Genomic DNA, 17362 nt, shown 5'->3' with positions numbered 1-17362 from the left:
TCAGAACTCCTTTTCTTTTTTTACAGCAATCCACACCTGGGTATGTCCGGATTCCGGCTTCACTCTGTCAAAGGGATAGACTTCAATATCGGGAAGCTCTGCATATGCATAGCCGGAAAATGGAAGCCATTCCGTCAGAAACCGTTTGAAAATGCTGTGTACAGACTCTTTATAAGGCCCGTCATTTTCGAAAATAACCCAAGTGGCGGCCGGAATCAAGTGTTCAAACATGCCGTCCGGTGCGGGCAGGCTGGTGGAGGCCCCAATATAGTAGTGGATGTCAGACGGCCCGCAGCAGACCGAGACGCCCAACAGGCCGCCCGGTTTTTGATTAGACAGGAGGCCGATTTCTATGTGTCTGCCGGTTTGCAGGCATTGATTCCAAAAGCCGGGAACCATTGTCCGGTTATATTCCATATCCGTGGTGATGGGAGTGCGGATGCCCACAATGCGCATTTCCTCCTTTTGTTCAATCCGGTATGACATAGCGCTTCCTCCTGTAATCTGCAGGGAAAACCGTATGGGCGGGTATGCATTTAACAACGCGCCCTGTGACTTGGCTAAAACAGGCGAAATCCCGTGAACGGCCTGAAATGCCCGGTTAAATGAGGTGGGCGAAGTATAGCCGTATTTGAAAGCGATATCCAGCACCTTCCTGTCTGTGGACTGTAGTTCAAATGCCGCCTGAGTCATTCGCCGCCTTCGTATGTATTCGGATAAGGGGACATTTGCCATATAGGAAAATATCCGCTGGAAATTATAAGTGGAACAGCATGCAATTTTTGCGGCCGCGTCATATGAGATCGTTCCGCACAGATTGTTTTCTATATAATCAATGGCTCCGCTTAGATGATTCAACCACTCCATATACTGCCTCCTTACATTGAGAATACAGGATAAGGGTTATTTATTCCTCTCATTCTGTGCCCGTATTTGTAAACTAACTTTATCCCATTAAAATTTTTAAATCAAGCCAGACTTATTCGTCTCATGAAATGGACTTTCTTGCAAAGTGATGGTAGAATAGAAGAAAGCGGGCAGTCGTATAAAATGCCTGCAGTCTGCATGTAAGACACGCTTTACCGCAGCATGCGATTGAACATAAGATCCGGGAGATTAGAGGAATATGGCAGATAAAAAGCAGAAAATATTGATAGTAGACGATACTGAGTTCAACCGTGCGTTGCTGACCGACATGCTTATGCAGGAATATGAGATCCTGGAGGCGGTTGACGGCCTGGAGGCGATAACGGTCATCAATAAACACAGTGAAGAGATTTCTTTGATTTTATTGGATATTGTTATGCCCAGGATGGATGGGTTCGAGGTACTGGCCATTTTAAATAAAAGCGGGCTTATCAATACCATACCGGTCATCACCATATCTTCGGAGACTTCTTCCATTAACATAGACCGGGCTTACGATTTAGGAGTTACCGATTATATTGCCCGTCCTTTTGACGGCAGAACGGTTCAGCGGCGGGTGAAGAATACATTGCTGCTTTATACGAAACAAAAACAGCTGGAAAGTCTGGTTACCGAACAGATATTGGAAAAAGAGAAAACCAACCTTCTGATGGTGGAGATACTGTCCAACATTGTTGAATTCAGGAACGGTGAGAGCGGCCTTCATGTGCTGCACATTCAGCTGATTACAGAGCTTCTTTTAAGGCGTATGGTTCAGATCACGGACCAGTACCCTTTATCTTCATCCCAGATCACATTGATTTCCAATGCAGCAGCCCTTCACGATGTGGGGAAGATCTCCATTTCAGAAGAGATTCTGAATAAACCGGGCAAGCTGACGGATGAAGAATTTGAAATCATGAAACAGCACACTGTTATCGGCGCACAGATCATTGAAAATACGCCTTACGGCGAACAGGAAGAGCTGGTTTCCATTGCCCGGGATATCTGCCGCTGGCATCACGAACGCTACGACGGAAGCGGCTATCCGGACCATCTGAAAGGAGACGAGATTCCCATCTCAGCCCAGGTGGTTTCACTGGCAGACGCATATGACGCGTTAACCAGCGCGCGGGTGTATAAACCGGCCTATTCCCATGACAAGGCGATCGAGATGATAATTGGAGGGGAATGCGGCGAATTTAATCCCATGCTGATTCAGTGCCTTTTGGATATCGGGGAGCGGATGAAGGAAAAACTTCAGATCAATTCCCCGGGGGATGTGACCAAAGCGGAGATGCACCAATTTGTGCGCGAACTTTTGAGCCAGGGACAGGCATCCAACCGGACGCTGGCTCTGTTGGAGCAGGAGCGGACAAAATACCAGTTCTTTGCGGCCATGTCCAAGGAGATCCAGTTTGAATACAATATGCAGACAGACATGCTCTCTTTTTCCGAATGGGGAGCGGCGTTTTTAGGCATCAGGGAATTGATTACCCATCCTGGTGTGAATAAAGATCTGCTGGGCATTATATCGAAACAGGATTTCGAGGATCTGGCAGACAGGATCTTGAAAACCACGTCGGATAATCCGGTCGTTTCCTGCAACTATCAGATCAATGTCCACGGATCGGCCAGATGGTTTAAAATCGTTGCCCGTTCCCTGTGGGTGGGGGATGACCCTGGTGAGCTTACCGGTATGATTGGTAAATGCACGGATGTTCACGATGAGCACATTCAGGTGGAAACCTTAAAACAGATGGCGGATCAGGATCCGTTGACAAAGCTCTATAACCACAGGTCGGTGCGACAGGCCATTGAAAAAATATTGGTAAACGGGCAGGGACGCCATTTCGCCCTGATTCTGTTTGATCTGGATCATTTTAAGAATGCCAATGACCAGCATGGCCATCTGTTCGGCGACAATGTGCTAAAATATACGGCCCAGAGAGCCATAGACAGCATTCGGAAAGAGGATATAGCGGCCCGTGTGGGCGGAGATGAATTCGTTATTTTCATCGAGTTCCGGGATGAGATAGAGCCGGTTGTAAGCCGGATCTTCAACTCTTTAGTCGGCCAGTGCGGCGGATTCAGCATATCGGTCAGCATGGGAGTATCCCTTTATCCGGAACACGGTACCAATTATGAGGAATTGTTCGGAAATGCGGATCAGGCGCTTTATTATTCCAAGCAAAATGGAAGAAGGCAGTTTAATATCTATAACCACTCCGTTCAGGGATTTTTATCGGCCATATCTCCGATGGACAATGAACTGGCTACGGAACTGAAAAAGGATGAATAGGAAATAAATAGTATGCAGGCAGGAAGGGGGCGCCCGAGCAGCCGGCAGAAACGAAAAAAGAGAAGGGATTCGAGTTTCACTCCCTTCTCTTTTTTCGTTTCTGCCGGCCATTTTAGTCCATGTTAAAAATAGGTATCCTTCTTAATCGATCTACAGAACCTCTCTGGACTTCAGCTCACTGATAAAGGCCTTTGACGCAGGGCTTAAAAGCGCGTCTTTTTTATAAAAAACGGCCAGAGGCCATTGGAGGGCCGGAGTGTCGACCGTAAACTTTTGAATGCTGCCGGGCAGCAGTCCGGCTTTGTAGACGCTTTCCGGGATAAAGGAAAAATAATCAAGCGCATTTACCAGGCTGACCAGAGTCATAATATTTCCGATATGCATGACTTTCGATGGATAGACACTGTATTTTTGAAATAAATTTTCCGTCAGAAAGTAGATATTATGGCCGGAAGGGCTTAGAATGAATTTTTCATTTTTTAACAGGGACAGATTGAGATAGGGATAAGGCCCATTATTCAAATCAGCTTTGTCCATCAGATTGAGGGAATCCACATAAGATTGATTCCCGATCAGAAGGATATGCTCATAAAAGATGATATCACATGTATACTGGCTGTGCTTTTCCAGGTTAAAAGGATAGGTGATGTAAAAATCAATTTGATTTTTTTCCATGGCATTTAAAAGAGAAGAGGATTTTCCTTCCAGAATCCTGATCTCCACATCGGGATATTCTTTCATGAATTTCGGCAGAATGGCGGGCAAGATATAAGTCCCCAGCCATGATGTCAAACCGATGGAAAGCTCGCCAGCTGGGCCGCTGTTCATCTCAGCCAGGGTGTGCTTAAACTGGTGCTCCAAATGGACGGCTTTTTGTATGTATTCGAGATAATGGGCGCCTGCCGGGGTCAGCTTCAGCGGGGAGGAGTGGTGATAAAAGAGTTCAACGCCCAGTTCTTCCTCCAGCCGGGCGATATATTTGCTGAGTGCAGGCTGGGTGAGAAACAGTTTCTGCGCAGCCAGAGACAGATTCCCTTCTTCTACAATTGTTAAAAAATAGAGAGGATTTTTCAGCATAGAATTCACCTCCAATATGAATTTTTTTTATAATTATTATAACCGGATTCTCATTAGGATTCAATAAAAATCTATGATATAATGGATTCAACTAGAAAACGGGTTATAAAAAATAGTTATAGGAGGGAAAGAATGAAGAAGCTGGAGATTAAGGATAAACCCTTAAAGGAGATCCATGTGTATGTTCTTTTATTTGCAGTGGTGCTGCTGTCAGGAATCCTGACATGGATTATTCCGGCGGGTGAGTTTGACAAAACGCTGGTGGAGGAGACGAAGCGCACGGTTTATGTTTCCGGCACCTATCATGCGGTGGAAGCCAATGCACAAAATCCGTGGGATATTATGAACGGGCTTTTTGACGGATGGGTGAGCTCGGCGGTGCAGATCTTTGTGGTGCTGCTGATGGGAGCCTGGGTGAAGATCGTGGAGGATACGAAGCTGATCACAAAAAGCTTCAGCCGTCTTACGCACACGTTCCAGGGGCGGGAAAAGATTGTGGTGATCGTGGTTATGACTGTCATGTCGGTGATCGGAGGTTTTGGCATCAATCCGTCCATTCCTCTGCTGCCGCTGGGAGTGGTGCTTTCCTATTCCCTGGGATATGACGGGGCGGTGGCCTTCGCGATGATTTTCCTGGGCAACAGCATAGGCTATTGTATGGGCGCATTTAACGTGCTGAGCGTGGGTATCGCCCAGGAAATAGCGGAACTTCCCAGATTTTCCGGAACAGGAGTCCGGCTGTTTGACCATGGGGTTTCCCTGCTGTTTCTGATCTTCTTCACCATGCGGTATATCGACCGGATCAAGAAGAATCCGAAAAGCAGCGTTACATATGGAAGCCAGGTGACAATCGCTCAGGATGCGGTGGAAACAAGCGGCGAAAATGAGAAATTTACAAAAGGAGATTGGGCGAATATCGTAGTATTTGTGGCAGGCTTTACGGCGATTATCTATGGAGTCATGAAGCTGAACTGGTCCATGAAGCAGTACGGCCCCGTATTTCTTGTAATGGCCATTCTCACCGGAATTTTCGGCGGCTTAGGAGCCAATGGAACCGCAAAGTCCTTTGTAAAAGGTTGCGAAAAAATGGTGTTTACCGCCATGATTATCGGAATTGCAAAAGCCATTTCCATCGTGCTGGCAAACGGCAACATTATCGATACCATCGTATATGCCTTATCCTATCCGATTTCCAAGATTGGACCGGTGCTGGGCGCCAATATGATGTTCATTTCCAACAGTTTTATCAATATATTCATTCCATCCGCTTCCGGGCAGGCGGCTACGGTTATGCCGCTGATGACTCCAATCGCGGATATATCGGGAATTACCAGACAGGTTGCCGTATTGGCGTTCCAGTTTGGCGACGGCATTACCAACAACATCATTCCCACATCCACATCCCTGTTTGCATGTCTTGGAATGTGCGGACTGAGATATGATAAATACTTAAAATGGCTGATGCCGGTATTCATTGCGCTGAATGTGATCGCATTTGCCGTTTTGACCGTGCTGCAGCTGATGCAGTGGGGAGGATGATCTTATGATGACAAAACGAGAGCGGTTAAATACCGTATTATCCGGGAAGCTGGCGGATCGCCCGCCCATCTGCGCCTATAAACATTTTCCGGGCAGGGAGCATACGGCGGCCGGATTGGCTGAGGCCATGCTGGAATTTCAGAGCAGGTATGACTGGGATTTCGTGAAAATACAGTCGAGAGGCTGTTATCTGTTGGAAGCCTGGGGCGATACCTATGATTATTCCGTTTATGAAAACCAGGTATTTCCCAAATTGGTTCACCGTCAGATCCGGTCCATTGAGGATTTTCCCAAGTTCACCAGAAAAGATCCTTCGGAACCTGCGTTTGCCGAGCAGATCGAAGTGGTCAGGATGATCCGATCAGGTCTTAAAGAAGATATTCCCGTGTTTCCAACCGTGTTCACACCGGTTAATGTGATTTCCTGCATGCTGGGAGCTCCTCCGGTGAGACGCCATATCGAGGCATACCGGGAGGAAAACAGTCTGTTCCGGTTGTTTTATACGGACAGGGAACGGATTCACCGGGCTCTGAAGGAAGTCGCCCTCACGCTGGCCGATTTCTACCGGGAATTAGTGGACGCAGGGGCCGACGGCATGTTTTACGGTGCGATCGGGTGGGCGAGAGAAGGCTATCTGACCCTGGAAGAATGGGAAGAATTTGTGCGGCCTTATGATGAGATTGTGTTAAATGCAGTTAAGGGCCGTACGGTGCTTCTTCATACCTGCGGGATGAGAAGTAATCCTGAGCGGTTTGTATCCTATCCGATCAGCGCGATCCACTGGGACCAGTGCGCCGACGGAAATCCTGAGATTTACGGTTCCGGGTCATGGATCGGCGGCAAGACCCCTATGGGAGGAATTAACGAAATGCTGTTCGGAACCAATGCGGCCCATCAAATCAGCCGGGAATCCAAAGCGCTTCTGCAAAAAAACAGGGAGATTCCCTTTATCTTTGTGCCCAATTGTTCGGTAGCAGTGAATTCTCTGGATGAGGAGCTGCGCGCATTCAGAGACAGTGTGGAGGTACGGTAACGGTGAAGGAAAAACTAACATCAAAAACATTTTATCAATTCAACTGTCTCAGCGATCCGAAGCTTTCTGAGGACGGGAGCCTTTTAGCGTTCCTCGTGAAAAAGGCCGATCCGGAGAAAAACGGTTATAACAGCGATTTATACCTCTATGAAAACGGAGAGAGCAGGAAACTTACGGACAACAGCGCGGTCAGCAGCTATACATGGACGCCGGAAGGCGATATTCTGTTTCTTTCAGCAGCAGGAGGAAATTTCATTTACCGCCTTTCCGTTAAGGATGGAATATGCAGGAAAGCAGGCCAGCTGCCATTTCCTGCCAAGCAGATCACAGCTTTGCAGGACGGCAAATATGCGGTGCTGGGCAAGTACGATAATGGAATTTCCCAATCAAAGGAACCGGACAGCGGCACAGTGACAACCCTTACCGAAGTGCCGTTTTGGGGAGAATTTGGAGCCGGTTATACCAGCGGAGTCCGAAACCGGCTTTATCTGTATGACAGCGTGACAGACGAGTGCCAACCCATTACCGGCCCCTGGTTTGAAGTGGTTAAGTATCTTTATGCGGATGGGAAACTGGCATATCTGGGAATGGAATATGATACCACGCCGACCAGGATGTACAGTTTATCCGTCTGCGACGTGGCTTCCGGCGAAGTCACAGAGCTGATTCCCCAGAATACCATGTATATATTCGGCTGCGCTCCATTTGGCGATGAAGTAATGTTCATGGGAAATGAAAGCTCTCCCATCGGGATTGAGCGCTGGGACAACAATTTTTACATGATTTCTTCTAAAGGCGAAAGCTTCCGCCTGATAAAAAAATATGAATATAATATAGGCGGGGGAAACGGCACAACCGATGCTAAAATGGGCGGAGGGCAGAACTATAAATGCTCCGGCAGCCGCCTCTATCTTTTGTCCAATCAGGTTGACAGCATCGGTTTATACAGCATCGATGCGGCCGGAAACTGGATAGAAGAAAATACGCGGCCGGGCCTGATCCTTTCCTTTGATAAATCGGCAGAACGTGAAGTGGTGTGTGCAATGTATGGGGAGAATCTGGCCGAACTCTATGAGAACGGAAAGCAGATCACCCATTTCAACGACGGACTGAACGAGCAGTTTGAGCTTTCAACGCCCATTTACCAGGAGGTAAAGACCTCAGACGGCTATCAGGTTCACGGCTGGGTTTTAAAACCGGCCGGCTATGAGCCGGGAAAAACTTATCCGGCGATCCTGCATATCCACGGCGGCCCCCAAACCATCTTTTCCAATGTATTCCACTATGAACAGGAATTATGGGCATCAAATGGCTACTTTGTGCTTTTCTGCAATCCGAGAGGAAGCGACGGCAGAGGATTTGATTTCCGGAATATTACGGCTAAATACGGGGATTGGGATTATAAGAGCCTGATGGACTGGCTGGACGGAGCGCTTTACAACTATCCGGAGATAGATCAAAAACGCATTGGAGTGACAGGCGGAAGCTACGGCGGCTATATGACAAACTGGATTATCACCCAGACAAACCGTTTCGCCGCAGCCGTAAGCCAACGGTCGATTTCCAACTGGATTACCTTTGAATATACGGCCATACGGGGCTGGTGGCTCAGCATTGATAAACACGGGACGACGGCCGGAGAGAATTATCAGGTTTTATGGGATTCTTCCCCTCTTCAATACGCTAAGAACTGTACGACGCCCACCTTGTTTATCCATTCTGACAACGATCATGTATGCTGGATGAGCGAAGGCCTCACCATGTTTTCCGCCCTGAAAAGTGCGGGCTGTGACACAAAGATCTGCATCTTTCACGGAGAAGACCACGAACTTTCCAGAGCCGGACGTCCTATTAACCGGGTGCGCAGGATGAAGGAGATTTTGGAGTGGTTTGAACAGTATTTGAAATGATGGAATAGAAAATTTTACATAGACCGTGAAGGCATTTTTCAAAATGCCTTCACGTTTTACTTTAAAACCTCAAATTTATTGCTCGAAAAGATAATGATACAGAGTGGTGAATAAGTCTTTTGGATCGATCGGTTTTGCCAGGTGGGCGTTCATGCCCGCCTGTTTTGCTTTTGTTACATCCTCTTCAAATGCATCGGCTGTCATGGCGATAATTGGAATGGTTTTGGCATCCTTCTTATCCAGATGGCGGATGCTTACCGTGGCCTGAAGTCCGTCCATATACGGCATGCGGATATCCATTAAAATCGCATCATAATATCCCGGCGCGGACAACGTGAACATCTCCACAGCCTTTATGCCGTTTTCCGCGTGCTCAACCTGCATACCTTTGTCTTCCAGCAGAAATGTGGCGATTTCCGCATTCATCGGATGGTCTTCCGCCAAAAGAACACGTTTTCCGGTAAAATCGAAGATCTGTTCCGCTACGGCCGCCGCCTCTTCTTTTAAATCAAACGCTTTCTGGAATGCGGATACAAGTGAAGATTTAAACAGAGGTTTGCTGACCAGCATGTTGACTCCGGCCTTTTTCGCTTCCTGTTCAATGGAACCCCAGTCATAAGCCGTGATAATGATAATGGTCACATCCGGTCCCACGATGCTGCGGATTCTGCGGGCGGTTTCAATTCCGTCCAGTTCCGGCATCTTCCAGTCGATTAATATCAGGTCAAAATACTGTTTGGCTTCCCATTTTTTCTGAACCAGTTCGATGGCGTGGCGTCCGCTGTCCACCCAGTCCGCTTTGATTCCGATCTCATGGAGGGTGATAACCGCCTGTTCGCAGACGGCTACATCGTCGTCCACAACGAGAGAGGTCAGGTTGGAGAAATTATACGGCTGTTTGGAAGCGCGCTTTAATTTGGATTCATTGGTGATTCCGAGTTTGACGTTCACGACGAATTCCGTTCCGATTCCCAGCATGCTGCGCACCTGGATCTGGCCGTCCATAAGATCCACAAAATTCTTGCAGATCGCCATGCCCAGGCCGGTTCCTGCATAGACATTGATGCCGCCCGCATGTTCCTGGGCAAAGGGTTCATACAGTTTTGGGATGAAATCATCGCTCATTCCGCAGCCGGTATCATTGATAACGAATTCCAGCACCGCATTTTCCTTCATCCGCTTCTTTTCCCGAACCCGGAAGTTGACGCTGCCGCCGGGAGGGGTGAATTTGACTGCGTTTGACAGGATGTTGATCAGGATCTGCTGAAGTTTCATGGCGTCGCCGATATAATAATCGTCTAAATGGGCATCCACAATGCTTTCATAGTCGATATCCTTCGCCTGGGCCTGGGTATAGCAGATGGAGTTGACTCCGTTTATAAATTCCTCAAAAGGTATCTTTTCATTTTTAAGAAGCACTTTTCCGCTTTCAATCCGGCTCATATCCAGAATGTCATTGATGAGCGTCAGAAGGAAGCGGGAGGAAATCCCGATTTTAGCTAAGCAGTCGGAAACCTGTTTATCATCCCCAATGCACTGCGACGCGATGGTGGTCATGCCGATGATGGCGTTCATTGGAGTACGGATTTCATGGCTCATGCGGGACAAAAAGTCCGACTTGGCCGTGCTGGCCTGTCTGGCGGCGTCTAAGGCGTCTTTCAGGATTTCCGTCTTTCTCTGTTCCTCCGCCAGAATATCCGTAATGTCCCTCCGGGTTACGCATAGAATCTTGGCATTCCGGTCCAGATAGGAGAGCTGCATTTTCCGTGTGCGGATGCTGCCGTCCCCTTCGATGGTCTCGAAATTGAAAGAGAACTGATCCGAAGTTTCCAGTTCATTCAGGATGTTCACCGGGTCCAGATGATAGAGATAATCGTCTTTTGTGCTTTTACTGATCTGGGTTTCGGCTATATCCGTATAGATTTTACGGTAGGAACCGAAGGCGTCCGGAATGGATGTGGCGTGAGGATTATGGCTGTACATCTTATAGCGGTCATTGGGAATATCGACAGTGGAAAGATAGTCATATTCAGAATTGACCACTTTGTCAAATAAAAGCTGGGTTACCTTCCGGTTGTCGGTATCAAAGGTATACAAAAGAGCCTCGATATCCCCCGTTTTCGGGTTTTTCATAATATTTGCATGGGTTTCCACCCATTCGGTCAGGCCGTTGTTTACGATGGATTTATGCTCTAACTGCAGGTGATGTTTTCCGGCCAGAAAACTTTCTATCATATTGGTTCGTGAAAAAAGAGTCTGATAGGATTGCTTCTGCAAAGTATCCGGGATGAACGGATACACGGAATTGAAAAATTCGTCTACCGTATTGAAGGTAAAAAGATAATCCATATCTTTGTGCGGCGCTATACCGGGCCCCAGACGGTTTTGGCTCAGATTCATCCGGCAGTAACTGGCCACATTCTGCTCTACAATATTCCGGAAGGACATCTGTTCATTAAACGCCTCTTCCAGCCGTTTCCGTTCCGTGATGTCGATGGAGGAGCCAATCGCTTTTATAATGCTGCCGTTTTCATCCGGCAGAAGGGTATGAGTGATCTTCTGCCAGTAATATTCGCCCGTGTTCTCGTCCTTTAACCGTATTTCAATTGGAGGAGCCGGATATCCGGAAAAAATCCGATCAAAATAGGAGATAGCCTCAGTTAAGTCTTCCGGATGGACCAGATTTTTATTATGCCACCGGTGAATGCGCCCCTTATCCCGGTAAATGGTTTGTACCGTATTGTCATAGATCACCGTCTGGGCCTGAAGATCCAGGGTCCAGAATACAATCCCTGTCTGTTCCGCGGCGATATCAACTGCGGCGTCCCTGAAATGTATTTTTTCCTGTTCGTTCTTTTCTTCTGTAATATCAGAACAGGCGCAGTAGAAGATGGTTTCACCCAGTTCATTTTTTTCTGTATGGCCTTTTAACTGCACCCATATGTATGGAGCGTCCAAACCGATCCGGCAGAGTTCCAAAAAGGTGACGCTGTCATTATCCTGGGCGTTCATAAGGCATCGTTTAATCGGTTCCCGGTCATCTGGATGGATTATTGCAAATACATTTTCAGAGGCCAGATGTAGGAGTTCATGAACGGAGGGACCAAGCATATGGTACATAAAATCGTTCAGATAATCCAGTTTTACGGACCCGTCCGGCGTGAACCGGAGCACGATAAATCCACAGTCCACACTGGAGAGTGCGGCATCAAAGCGCTGTTTCGTCTGTTCATATTGATGCAGAAACTGTCCCTGTTTGGACGCCTGTTCTATGGCATGATCAATCTGAAGGGAGATGATATCGGCATCATAAGGAGATCGTATCAGTGTAGTGATACCGGCTTGTAATGCATTCTGTTCAAACTGTTTTTCCCCCGATCCGACATCTGCTGCAACCGCGATATGGGAAAGCCTGGAATCGGAATTTAAGGCTGGAAGGATTCTTGGGTTATGATTAGGGCTGTGGAAATCCAGGACTACGGCTGCAATCTCATTGGGAGAATTCCGCAGGTATACCCGCAGTTTGTCCTGGTTTAAGACCATTAAATCATAGTGACCGTTCAAAACCGCAGCAAGAGATTCCTGGTTTGAATTGCCGGTGTCTTGTATTAGTACTTTTTTCATTTCTACTCCTTTGTATGCTTTGTCAGCTTCTTATGACCACGTATTCAGATCGATATCATAATTAAGCAAAATATGTTCTTATTATATCACGCAGCGTTGGATTGTAAAAGAAACTTTCTTCATGAATGGAGGAAAAATGCCCATTTTTCACCGAATATGGTATAATTAATTCAATATTTGGCTGCGGCCCGGACAGTAGGGCGGCAGAACCCGGAGAGTGGAGGAGATCGGAATGTATGAATTAGTGCAGGCGGGGCCGCAGAGCTACTATATAAACAGCCCTGCAAAGGCCGGTATTTATGTCAGGGAAAATTCGGAGGCGTATTTGATTGACAGCGGCGGCGATAAAGACGCGGGAAAGAAGATTTTAAAAATTTTAAATGCTAACGGCTGGAATCTGAAGGGAATTATCAATACCCATTCCAATGCAGACCACATCGGGGGCAACCGCTATCTGCAAAAGCAGACCGGGTGTAAGATATTTACGTCAGGAATGGAGCTGCCGTTTGTAAATTATCCCTTGATGGAGCCGGCCTTTTTATACGGCGGATATCCCTGCCGGGATTTAAGACACAAATTCCTGCTGGCGGATGAAAGCGAAGCGGTGGATGTGTCGGATGAGAGCTTCCCGAAGGAATTGGAAGTGATCCCTTTGCCGGGACATTTTTTCCAGATGATCGGCATCAGGACTCCCGATAATACCGTATTCCTGGCCGACTGCCTGAGCAGCCTGGAGACCTTGGAAAAATACCAGGTATCCTTTATCTACGATGTGGAAAAGTACCTGGAAACCCTGGATATGGTTGGGAAAATGGAAGCCGGTCTGTTTGTACCCGCCCATGCGGCAGCGGATACGGATCTTAAAACATTGCTTGAGCACAACAGGGAAAAGATTCTGGAGATCGAGGAAAAGATTTTAGAAATCTGCAAAACGCCTTCCTGCTTTGAGGACATTATGAAACAGCTGTTTGATACATACGGGCTGGCCATGAATTTTGAGCAGTATGTGCTGGTTGGAAGCACCCTGCGTTCCTATCTTTCATGGATGAAAGATAAAGGGAAGCTGGATGTGGATTTTTCAGATAATAAATTGCTTTGGAAAGCGGATTGACTTTTACTGGGGTGTGGTGTTATAGTGACAATGTAACTGTTTGACCGTAATATAATGGGAAAAGACAATATTCAGGAAAGGGTGAGAACCATGTAATCGTATCAGAGTTTCAGGCAAAGATGGAACAGGGAATCCATAATATCCTGTTTATTTTTGTTACCTAAAAACTCTGATACGATCCGGCATGGGGCTTACTGGGAGATAGGCTGCGGGACGTTTGTTTCTGCAGCCTTTTTGTATCTATGGGAGATTCCGGCCGCATCGTATCAGCCGTAAAGAAATGAGGCTGATTATATGGAAACAATATTAAAATACCCAAGAACCCGGCACATTGAGGGATCGAGAATACAGGCCGGGGATGAAGATTTAAAAAATGTGCCCTTTGAGGAGATAAAAGGGCGGTTTGTAGTGCTGGAAGAAAAGGTGGACGGCGCTAACTGCGGCATCAGTTTTGGTGAGGGCGGAAAACTGATGCTGCAGAGCAGAGGCCATTACTTAAACGGAGGATATGGGGAGAGGCAGTTTGATCTGTTTAAGATGTGGGCCAACTGTTTTAGGAATGAACTTTACCGGCTGCTAGGAACCAGATATATCATGTATGGAGAATGGCTGTATGCCAAGCATACGGTATATTATGATGAGCTGACCCATTATTTTATGGAGTTCGATCTATTTGACAGGGAGAAAAATGCTTTTTTAAGCACGAAGAAACGGAGGGAATTGCTGAGCGGATATCCGTTTATTGTGTCTGTGCTGGTTTTGTTTGAAGGAAAAACGGACAGTTTAAAAGAGCTGGCTTCCTATCTTGGAAAATCCCATTTTAAATCCGCCGGATTTTTAGATGTGCTGGAGAAGCAGTGCCGGGATCAGGGACTGTCCTTTGAGCTGGCAAAGCAGCAGACGGACGGGACCGACCTGATGGAAGGAATTTATATTAAAGTGGAAGAAGGAGATTACGTTGTGGACCGGTTAAAATACGTCCGCAGTTCCTTTTTAAACACGATTCTGGATACGGAAACCCATTGGCTCGACCGGCCTCTGATCCCCAACCGCTTAAAACCGGGAACGGATCTGTTTGCCAGGGAGGTGTAGATCATGAAGCAGAAACTTATGAGTTTTCTGGCAGACGTTCATTATGATACCGCGGCTCTTGAAGCGGAATTTAAGCTGGAAGAACGGATGAAACGGATTCCTCAGAACCCTGTTTACCACGGGGAGGGGGATGTGTGGAATCACACGAAGCAGGTCTTAGAGGAGATAAAAAAACTTCCGGAGTGGGACTTATTGGATGAAGATGAAAAGGGGATTTTAAGTATGGCCGCATTTTTCCATGATATAGGAAAGGTGAGGTGTACGAAGGAAGAAGATGGGCAGGTGATATCCCCAAAACATGCGGTGACCGGCGCTAAAATGTTCCGGGAGCTTTGCTATAAGGAATATGAGGCCGTTTTTGAGATCAGCTTTCAGGAACGGGAAGAGATCGCCTGGCTGATCCGCTATCATGGGCTGCCCTGTCTGTTTATGGAAAAAGAACCGGTGGATGTGTTCCTGATGCGTGCAAGAGAATGCGTCCGGTTTCCTCTGTTGTATCTGCTGGCAAAGGCGGATATTCTGGGACGGATCTGCGGGGATTCGGAACAAATGCTTTCGTCCGTGGATTATTTTAAGGAATACTGCCGGGAATTGAACTGTTATGAGAAGAAACCGGCATTTGCAAATGCGTATACCAGACTGCGTTTTTATCAGGGCGCCCGGGTTTGGCCAAGGGACTGCCTGTATGATGAAACGGAATTTCCCGTTTATCTGATGTCCGGCCTGCCCCTGGCGGGAAAAGATACGTTTATAGAGGAGCATTTATCGGAGCTTCCCGTGATTTCACTGGATGAGATCAGGGAGGAATGGGGGATTGGGCCGGAAGACGGATCGGCAGCCGTGGCGGCGGAAGCCAGGGAACGGGCAAAAGCATATTTGAGAAAAAAACAGCCTTTTGTCTGGAATGCTACCAACATCATCTCAGATACCAGAAGGAAGCTATGCAGTCTGTTCGAAGGATATGGAGCCAGAGTGACAATTCTCTATATAGAAGCTCCCTATGAGCAGCTTTTGCAGAGAAATAAGATTCGTGCCAGAACAGTTCCGGCGCCGGTAATTGACCGGATGATCGGAAAGATGGATATGCCGGACCCTGCGGAGAGTTACTGCGTAAGGTATGTGGCGGGAAATATATTTTAGAATTAGCTTGACAAACCATACTGTAATAATTAAAATTACAGTATGGTTTGCGTTTATATTACTGGAAAGGATGCGAAAACGGTATGAAAAAGAAGAGAAAGGGCGTTATTGCCGTTATATTATGCGGCCTGCTGGCATTAGGCGTTTTGTCAGGCTGTTCTACTAAAAAGGAAGTCCCGGATGAAAGGGTAGAGGCTTTGATGGAAGATGCCGGAAAAGCGGAATCTGTGACTATGTATTACGGATATCAATGTTATTCTTATTATAAGGAGGACCCGGAATCCATTAAGGAAGTGGCGGATGTGTTCCGCAGTATGAAGTTGGAAGAGACAGACCAGACCGTAGATGAGGCTACCTCTTTTGCCATTTATTTTGTGGTGGACGATAAGGACAGCGCGCTGATCGATGTGGATAAGAACGGAGTGATCTGGCTGGGAAAAGAACAGAAATTTTACAAGGATACTTCAGGAACCTTTGATTATGATGCGCTGGCTAAGCTGTATGTAAACAGCGGCGGCAATATGGACCCCAATGCATCCTGCGATTTAAAACTGGACTAATGAGACTGTTAAAGTAAAAGCTTATATGGTGTGGAGGAGATAAATGAAATTTTATATTGCTTCAAGTCTTAAAAATTACGAACAAGTGCGTGATCTTTCGGGACGGCTGAAACATGCCGGTTGGGAGCATACTTATGATTGGACAATGCATTGCCCGGTGAAAGAGATCGATTTGGAAACGTTAAAGTCCTTTGGTGAAAAGGAATATGAAGGAATCAGGCAATCTGATGTTGTAATCATATTAACTCCACAGGGCAGAGGAACACATACGGAATTTGGTATAGCGATAGCGCTGAACAAAAAAATTTACTTATGTCACCATGATGATACATATTTTAAATGCGATGATAATACGTCGACATTTTATTGGCTTTCCCAGGTGAACCGGATTATTGGAAATACAGAAGACATCGCCGGCGAGCTGCTGAAATTACAGTAGCTTGCAGAAATTAAAAATCGCTTATGAAACGGAAAAAAAGATGTTATGATAGTATTGGAACAATGTCTGCACATGGAAAGGGTTGTGGTGAAAGATGATGGAAACAGAGTATGAGAAACAGGATTATGTAGTTCACTGGAGCGGAAAAGTCTGCAGAATTGAAGGGATTTCAACGCTTAAAATGATGGATAAAGAAGATGTGTATTACATTATGCATCCTATAAGAGAGATAAAAGAGACTATTTACGTCCCGGTGAGAAAGGCCAAGGAGTCCCTGCGTCCTGTGATGTCAAAGGAAGATGCGGTAAAGGTGATTAAGGAACTGCCGGATATTGAACCTCTGACAATCCGTGATGAGAAGATGAGGGAAAGAGAATATAAGGAAGCCTTTCATTCCGGCGACAGCCGGGCCAGGGTCAGGATCGTAAAGGAACTGTACCAGAGAAAGAGGGAGAGAACAAGCGCAGGAAAGAAGATGGCGTCTTCCGATGCGGAAACCATGTCCATGGTGGAGCGCTCATTTGAAGAGGAATTGTCGGCGGCGCTCGGAATCAGGACAGAAGAAGTAAAGGACGTTATAGCGGAAACATTGAAGAACAACTGAAGAAATATAGGAAAAGCCGTTGCAT

At 46.8% G+C, this 17362-nt stretch carries 13 protein-coding genes; 10 read left to right on the top strand and 3 right to left on the bottom strand.

The genetic code is table 11. From position 1 onward, the window contains the following. Positions 1 to 867 carry an AraC family transcriptional regulator gene (locus C0033_RS05230; protein WP_103226829.1) on the bottom strand — a complete coding sequence of 289 codons (867 nt, stop codon included), beginning with the start codon at positions 865 to 867 and terminating at the stop codon, positions 1 to 3. Positions 868 to 1126: 259 nt separating this feature from the next. Between C0033_RS05230 and C0033_RS05225 the strand changes: the two genes are divergently transcribed. Then, positions 1127 to 3208 carry a diguanylate cyclase gene (locus C0033_RS05225; RefSeq protein ID WP_103226828.1) on the top strand — a complete coding sequence of 694 codons (2082 nt, stop codon included), beginning with the start codon at positions 1127 to 1129 and terminating at the stop codon, positions 3206 to 3208. Positions 3209 to 3358: 150 nt separating this feature from the next. Here C0033_RS05225 and C0033_RS05220 read toward each other — a convergent pair whose 3' ends face one another. Continuing rightward, on the bottom strand, positions 3359 to 4285 hold the full coding sequence (locus tag C0033_RS05220) for a LysR family transcriptional regulator (RefSeq protein WP_103226827.1): 927 nt from the start codon (positions 4283 to 4285) through the stop codon (positions 3359 to 3361). Between the two features lie 132 nt (positions 4286 to 4417). Here C0033_RS05220 and C0033_RS05215 point away from each other — a divergent pair, with 132 nt between their 5' ends. Genes C0033_RS05215 through C0033_RS27380 form a run of 3 tightly spaced genes read left to right on the top strand, consistent with a single transcriptional unit; the run spans position 4418 to position 8767 of the window. Continuing rightward, positions 4418 to 5824, top strand: a complete 1407-nt coding sequence (locus C0033_RS05215) for a TIGR00366 family protein (RefSeq protein ID WP_180994577.1) — start codon at positions 4418 to 4420, stop codon at positions 5822 to 5824. Between the two features lie 4 nt (positions 5825 to 5828). Beyond that, positions 5829 to 6857 (top strand): uroporphyrinogen decarboxylase family protein, encoded by a 1029-nt coding sequence (locus C0033_RS05210; protein WP_103226825.1) that lies wholly within the window; start codon positions 5829 to 5831, stop codon positions 6855 to 6857. A gap of 2 nt (positions 6858 to 6859) precedes the next feature. Next, a complete protein-coding gene (locus tag C0033_RS27380; RefSeq protein ID WP_103226824.1) occupies positions 6860 to 8767 on the top strand; it encodes a S9 family peptidase in 1908 nt (635 codons plus the stop codon). Between the two features lie 75 nt (positions 8768 to 8842). On the opposite strand, the gene C0033_RS05200 is transcribed toward C0033_RS27380, so the two are convergent. Further along, positions 8843 to 12391 (bottom strand): PAS domain-containing hybrid sensor histidine kinase/response regulator, encoded by a 3549-nt coding sequence (locus C0033_RS05200; RefSeq protein WP_146043736.1) that lies wholly within the window; start codon positions 12389 to 12391, stop codon positions 8843 to 8845. Positions 12392 to 12623: 232 nt separating this feature from the next. Between C0033_RS05200 and C0033_RS05195 the strand changes: the two genes are divergently transcribed. The 6 genes from C0033_RS05195 (at position 12624) to C0033_RS05170 (ending at position 17337) form a co-directional block, all read left to right on the top strand. Beyond that, the gene (locus C0033_RS05195; RefSeq protein ID WP_103226823.1) at positions 12624 to 13502 is read left to right on the top strand and encodes an MBL fold metallo-hydrolase; all 879 of its coding nucleotides are present in this window, start codon (positions 12624 to 12626) and stop codon (positions 13500 to 13502) included. Positions 13503 to 13796: 294 nt separating this feature from the next. Beyond that, on the top strand, positions 13797 to 14594 hold the full coding sequence (locus C0033_RS05190; protein WP_103226822.1) for an RNA ligase family protein: 798 nt from the start codon (positions 13797 to 13799) through the stop codon (positions 14592 to 14594). Positions 14595 to 14597: 3 nt separating this feature from the next. Continuing rightward, on the top strand, positions 14598 to 15734 hold the full coding sequence (locus C0033_RS05185; protein ID WP_103226821.1) for an AAA family ATPase: 1137 nt from the start codon (positions 14598 to 14600) through the stop codon (positions 15732 to 15734). Between the two features lie 83 nt (positions 15735 to 15817). Further along, on the top strand, positions 15818 to 16294 hold the full coding sequence (locus tag C0033_RS05180) for a hypothetical protein (RefSeq protein ID WP_103226820.1): 477 nt from the start codon (positions 15818 to 15820) through the stop codon (positions 16292 to 16294). Positions 16295 to 16337: 43 nt separating this feature from the next. Then, positions 16338 to 16733, top strand: coding sequence for a nucleoside 2-deoxyribosyltransferase (locus C0033_RS05175; RefSeq protein ID WP_103226819.1), 396 nt, complete (start codon positions 16338 to 16340; stop codon positions 16731 to 16733). A gap of 94 nt (positions 16734 to 16827) precedes the next feature. After that, a complete protein-coding gene (locus C0033_RS05170) occupies positions 16828 to 17337 on the top strand; it encodes a CarD family transcriptional regulator (RefSeq protein WP_103226818.1) in 510 nt (169 codons plus the stop codon). The last annotated feature ends 25 nt before the right edge of the window (positions 17338 to 17362 follow it).

The sequence above is a fragment of the Clostridium sp. chh4-2 genome, from assembly GCF_002899675.1.
Classification (GTDB): Bacteria; Bacillota; Clostridia; order Lachnospirales; family Lachnospiraceae; genus CHH4-2.
Note: the sequence above shows the minus strand (reverse complement) of the source record. Positions and strands in the feature narration are given on the sequence as shown.

What these genes read in the sequence shown, in the direction of transcription:
- C0033_RS05220 (WP_103226827.1), bottom strand. Translation starts at nt 4,285, where the DNA reads ATGCTGAAAAATCCTCTCTATTTTTTAACAATTGTAGAAGAAGGGAAT.
- C0033_RS05175 (WP_103226819.1), top strand. Translation starts at nt 16,338, where the DNA reads ATGAAATTTTATATTGCTTCAAGTCTTAAAAATTACGAACAAGTGCGT.
- C0033_RS05200 (WP_146043736.1), bottom strand. Translation starts at nt 12,391, where the DNA reads ATGAAAAAAGTACTAATACAAGACACCGGCAATTCAAACCAGGAATCT.
- C0033_RS05230 (WP_103226829.1), bottom strand. Translation starts at nt 867, where the DNA reads ATGGAGTGGTTGAATCATCTAAGCGGAGCCATTGATTATATAGAAAAC.
- C0033_RS05225 (WP_103226828.1), top strand. Translation starts at nt 1,127, where the DNA reads ATGGCAGATAAAAAGCAGAAAATATTGATAGTAGACGATACTGAGTTC.
- C0033_RS05210 (WP_103226825.1), top strand. Translation starts at nt 5,829, where the DNA reads ATGATGACAAAACGAGAGCGGTTAAATACCGTATTATCCGGGAAGCTG.
- C0033_RS05185 (WP_103226821.1), top strand. Translation starts at nt 14,598, where the DNA reads ATGAAGCAGAAACTTATGAGTTTTCTGGCAGACGTTCATTATGATACC.
- C0033_RS05170 (WP_103226818.1), top strand. Translation starts at nt 16,828, where the DNA reads ATGATGGAAACAGAGTATGAGAAACAGGATTATGTAGTTCACTGGAGC.
- C0033_RS05195 (WP_103226823.1), top strand. Translation starts at nt 12,624, where the DNA reads ATGTATGAATTAGTGCAGGCGGGGCCGCAGAGCTACTATATAAACAGC.
- C0033_RS05190 (WP_103226822.1), top strand. Translation starts at nt 13,797, where the DNA reads ATGGAAACAATATTAAAATACCCAAGAACCCGGCACATTGAGGGATCG.
- C0033_RS05215 (WP_180994577.1), top strand. Translation starts at nt 4,418, where the DNA reads ATGAAGAAGCTGGAGATTAAGGATAAACCCTTAAAGGAGATCCATGTG.
- C0033_RS05180 (WP_103226820.1), top strand. Translation starts at nt 15,818, where the DNA reads ATGAAAAAGAAGAGAAAGGGCGTTATTGCCGTTATATTATGCGGCCTG.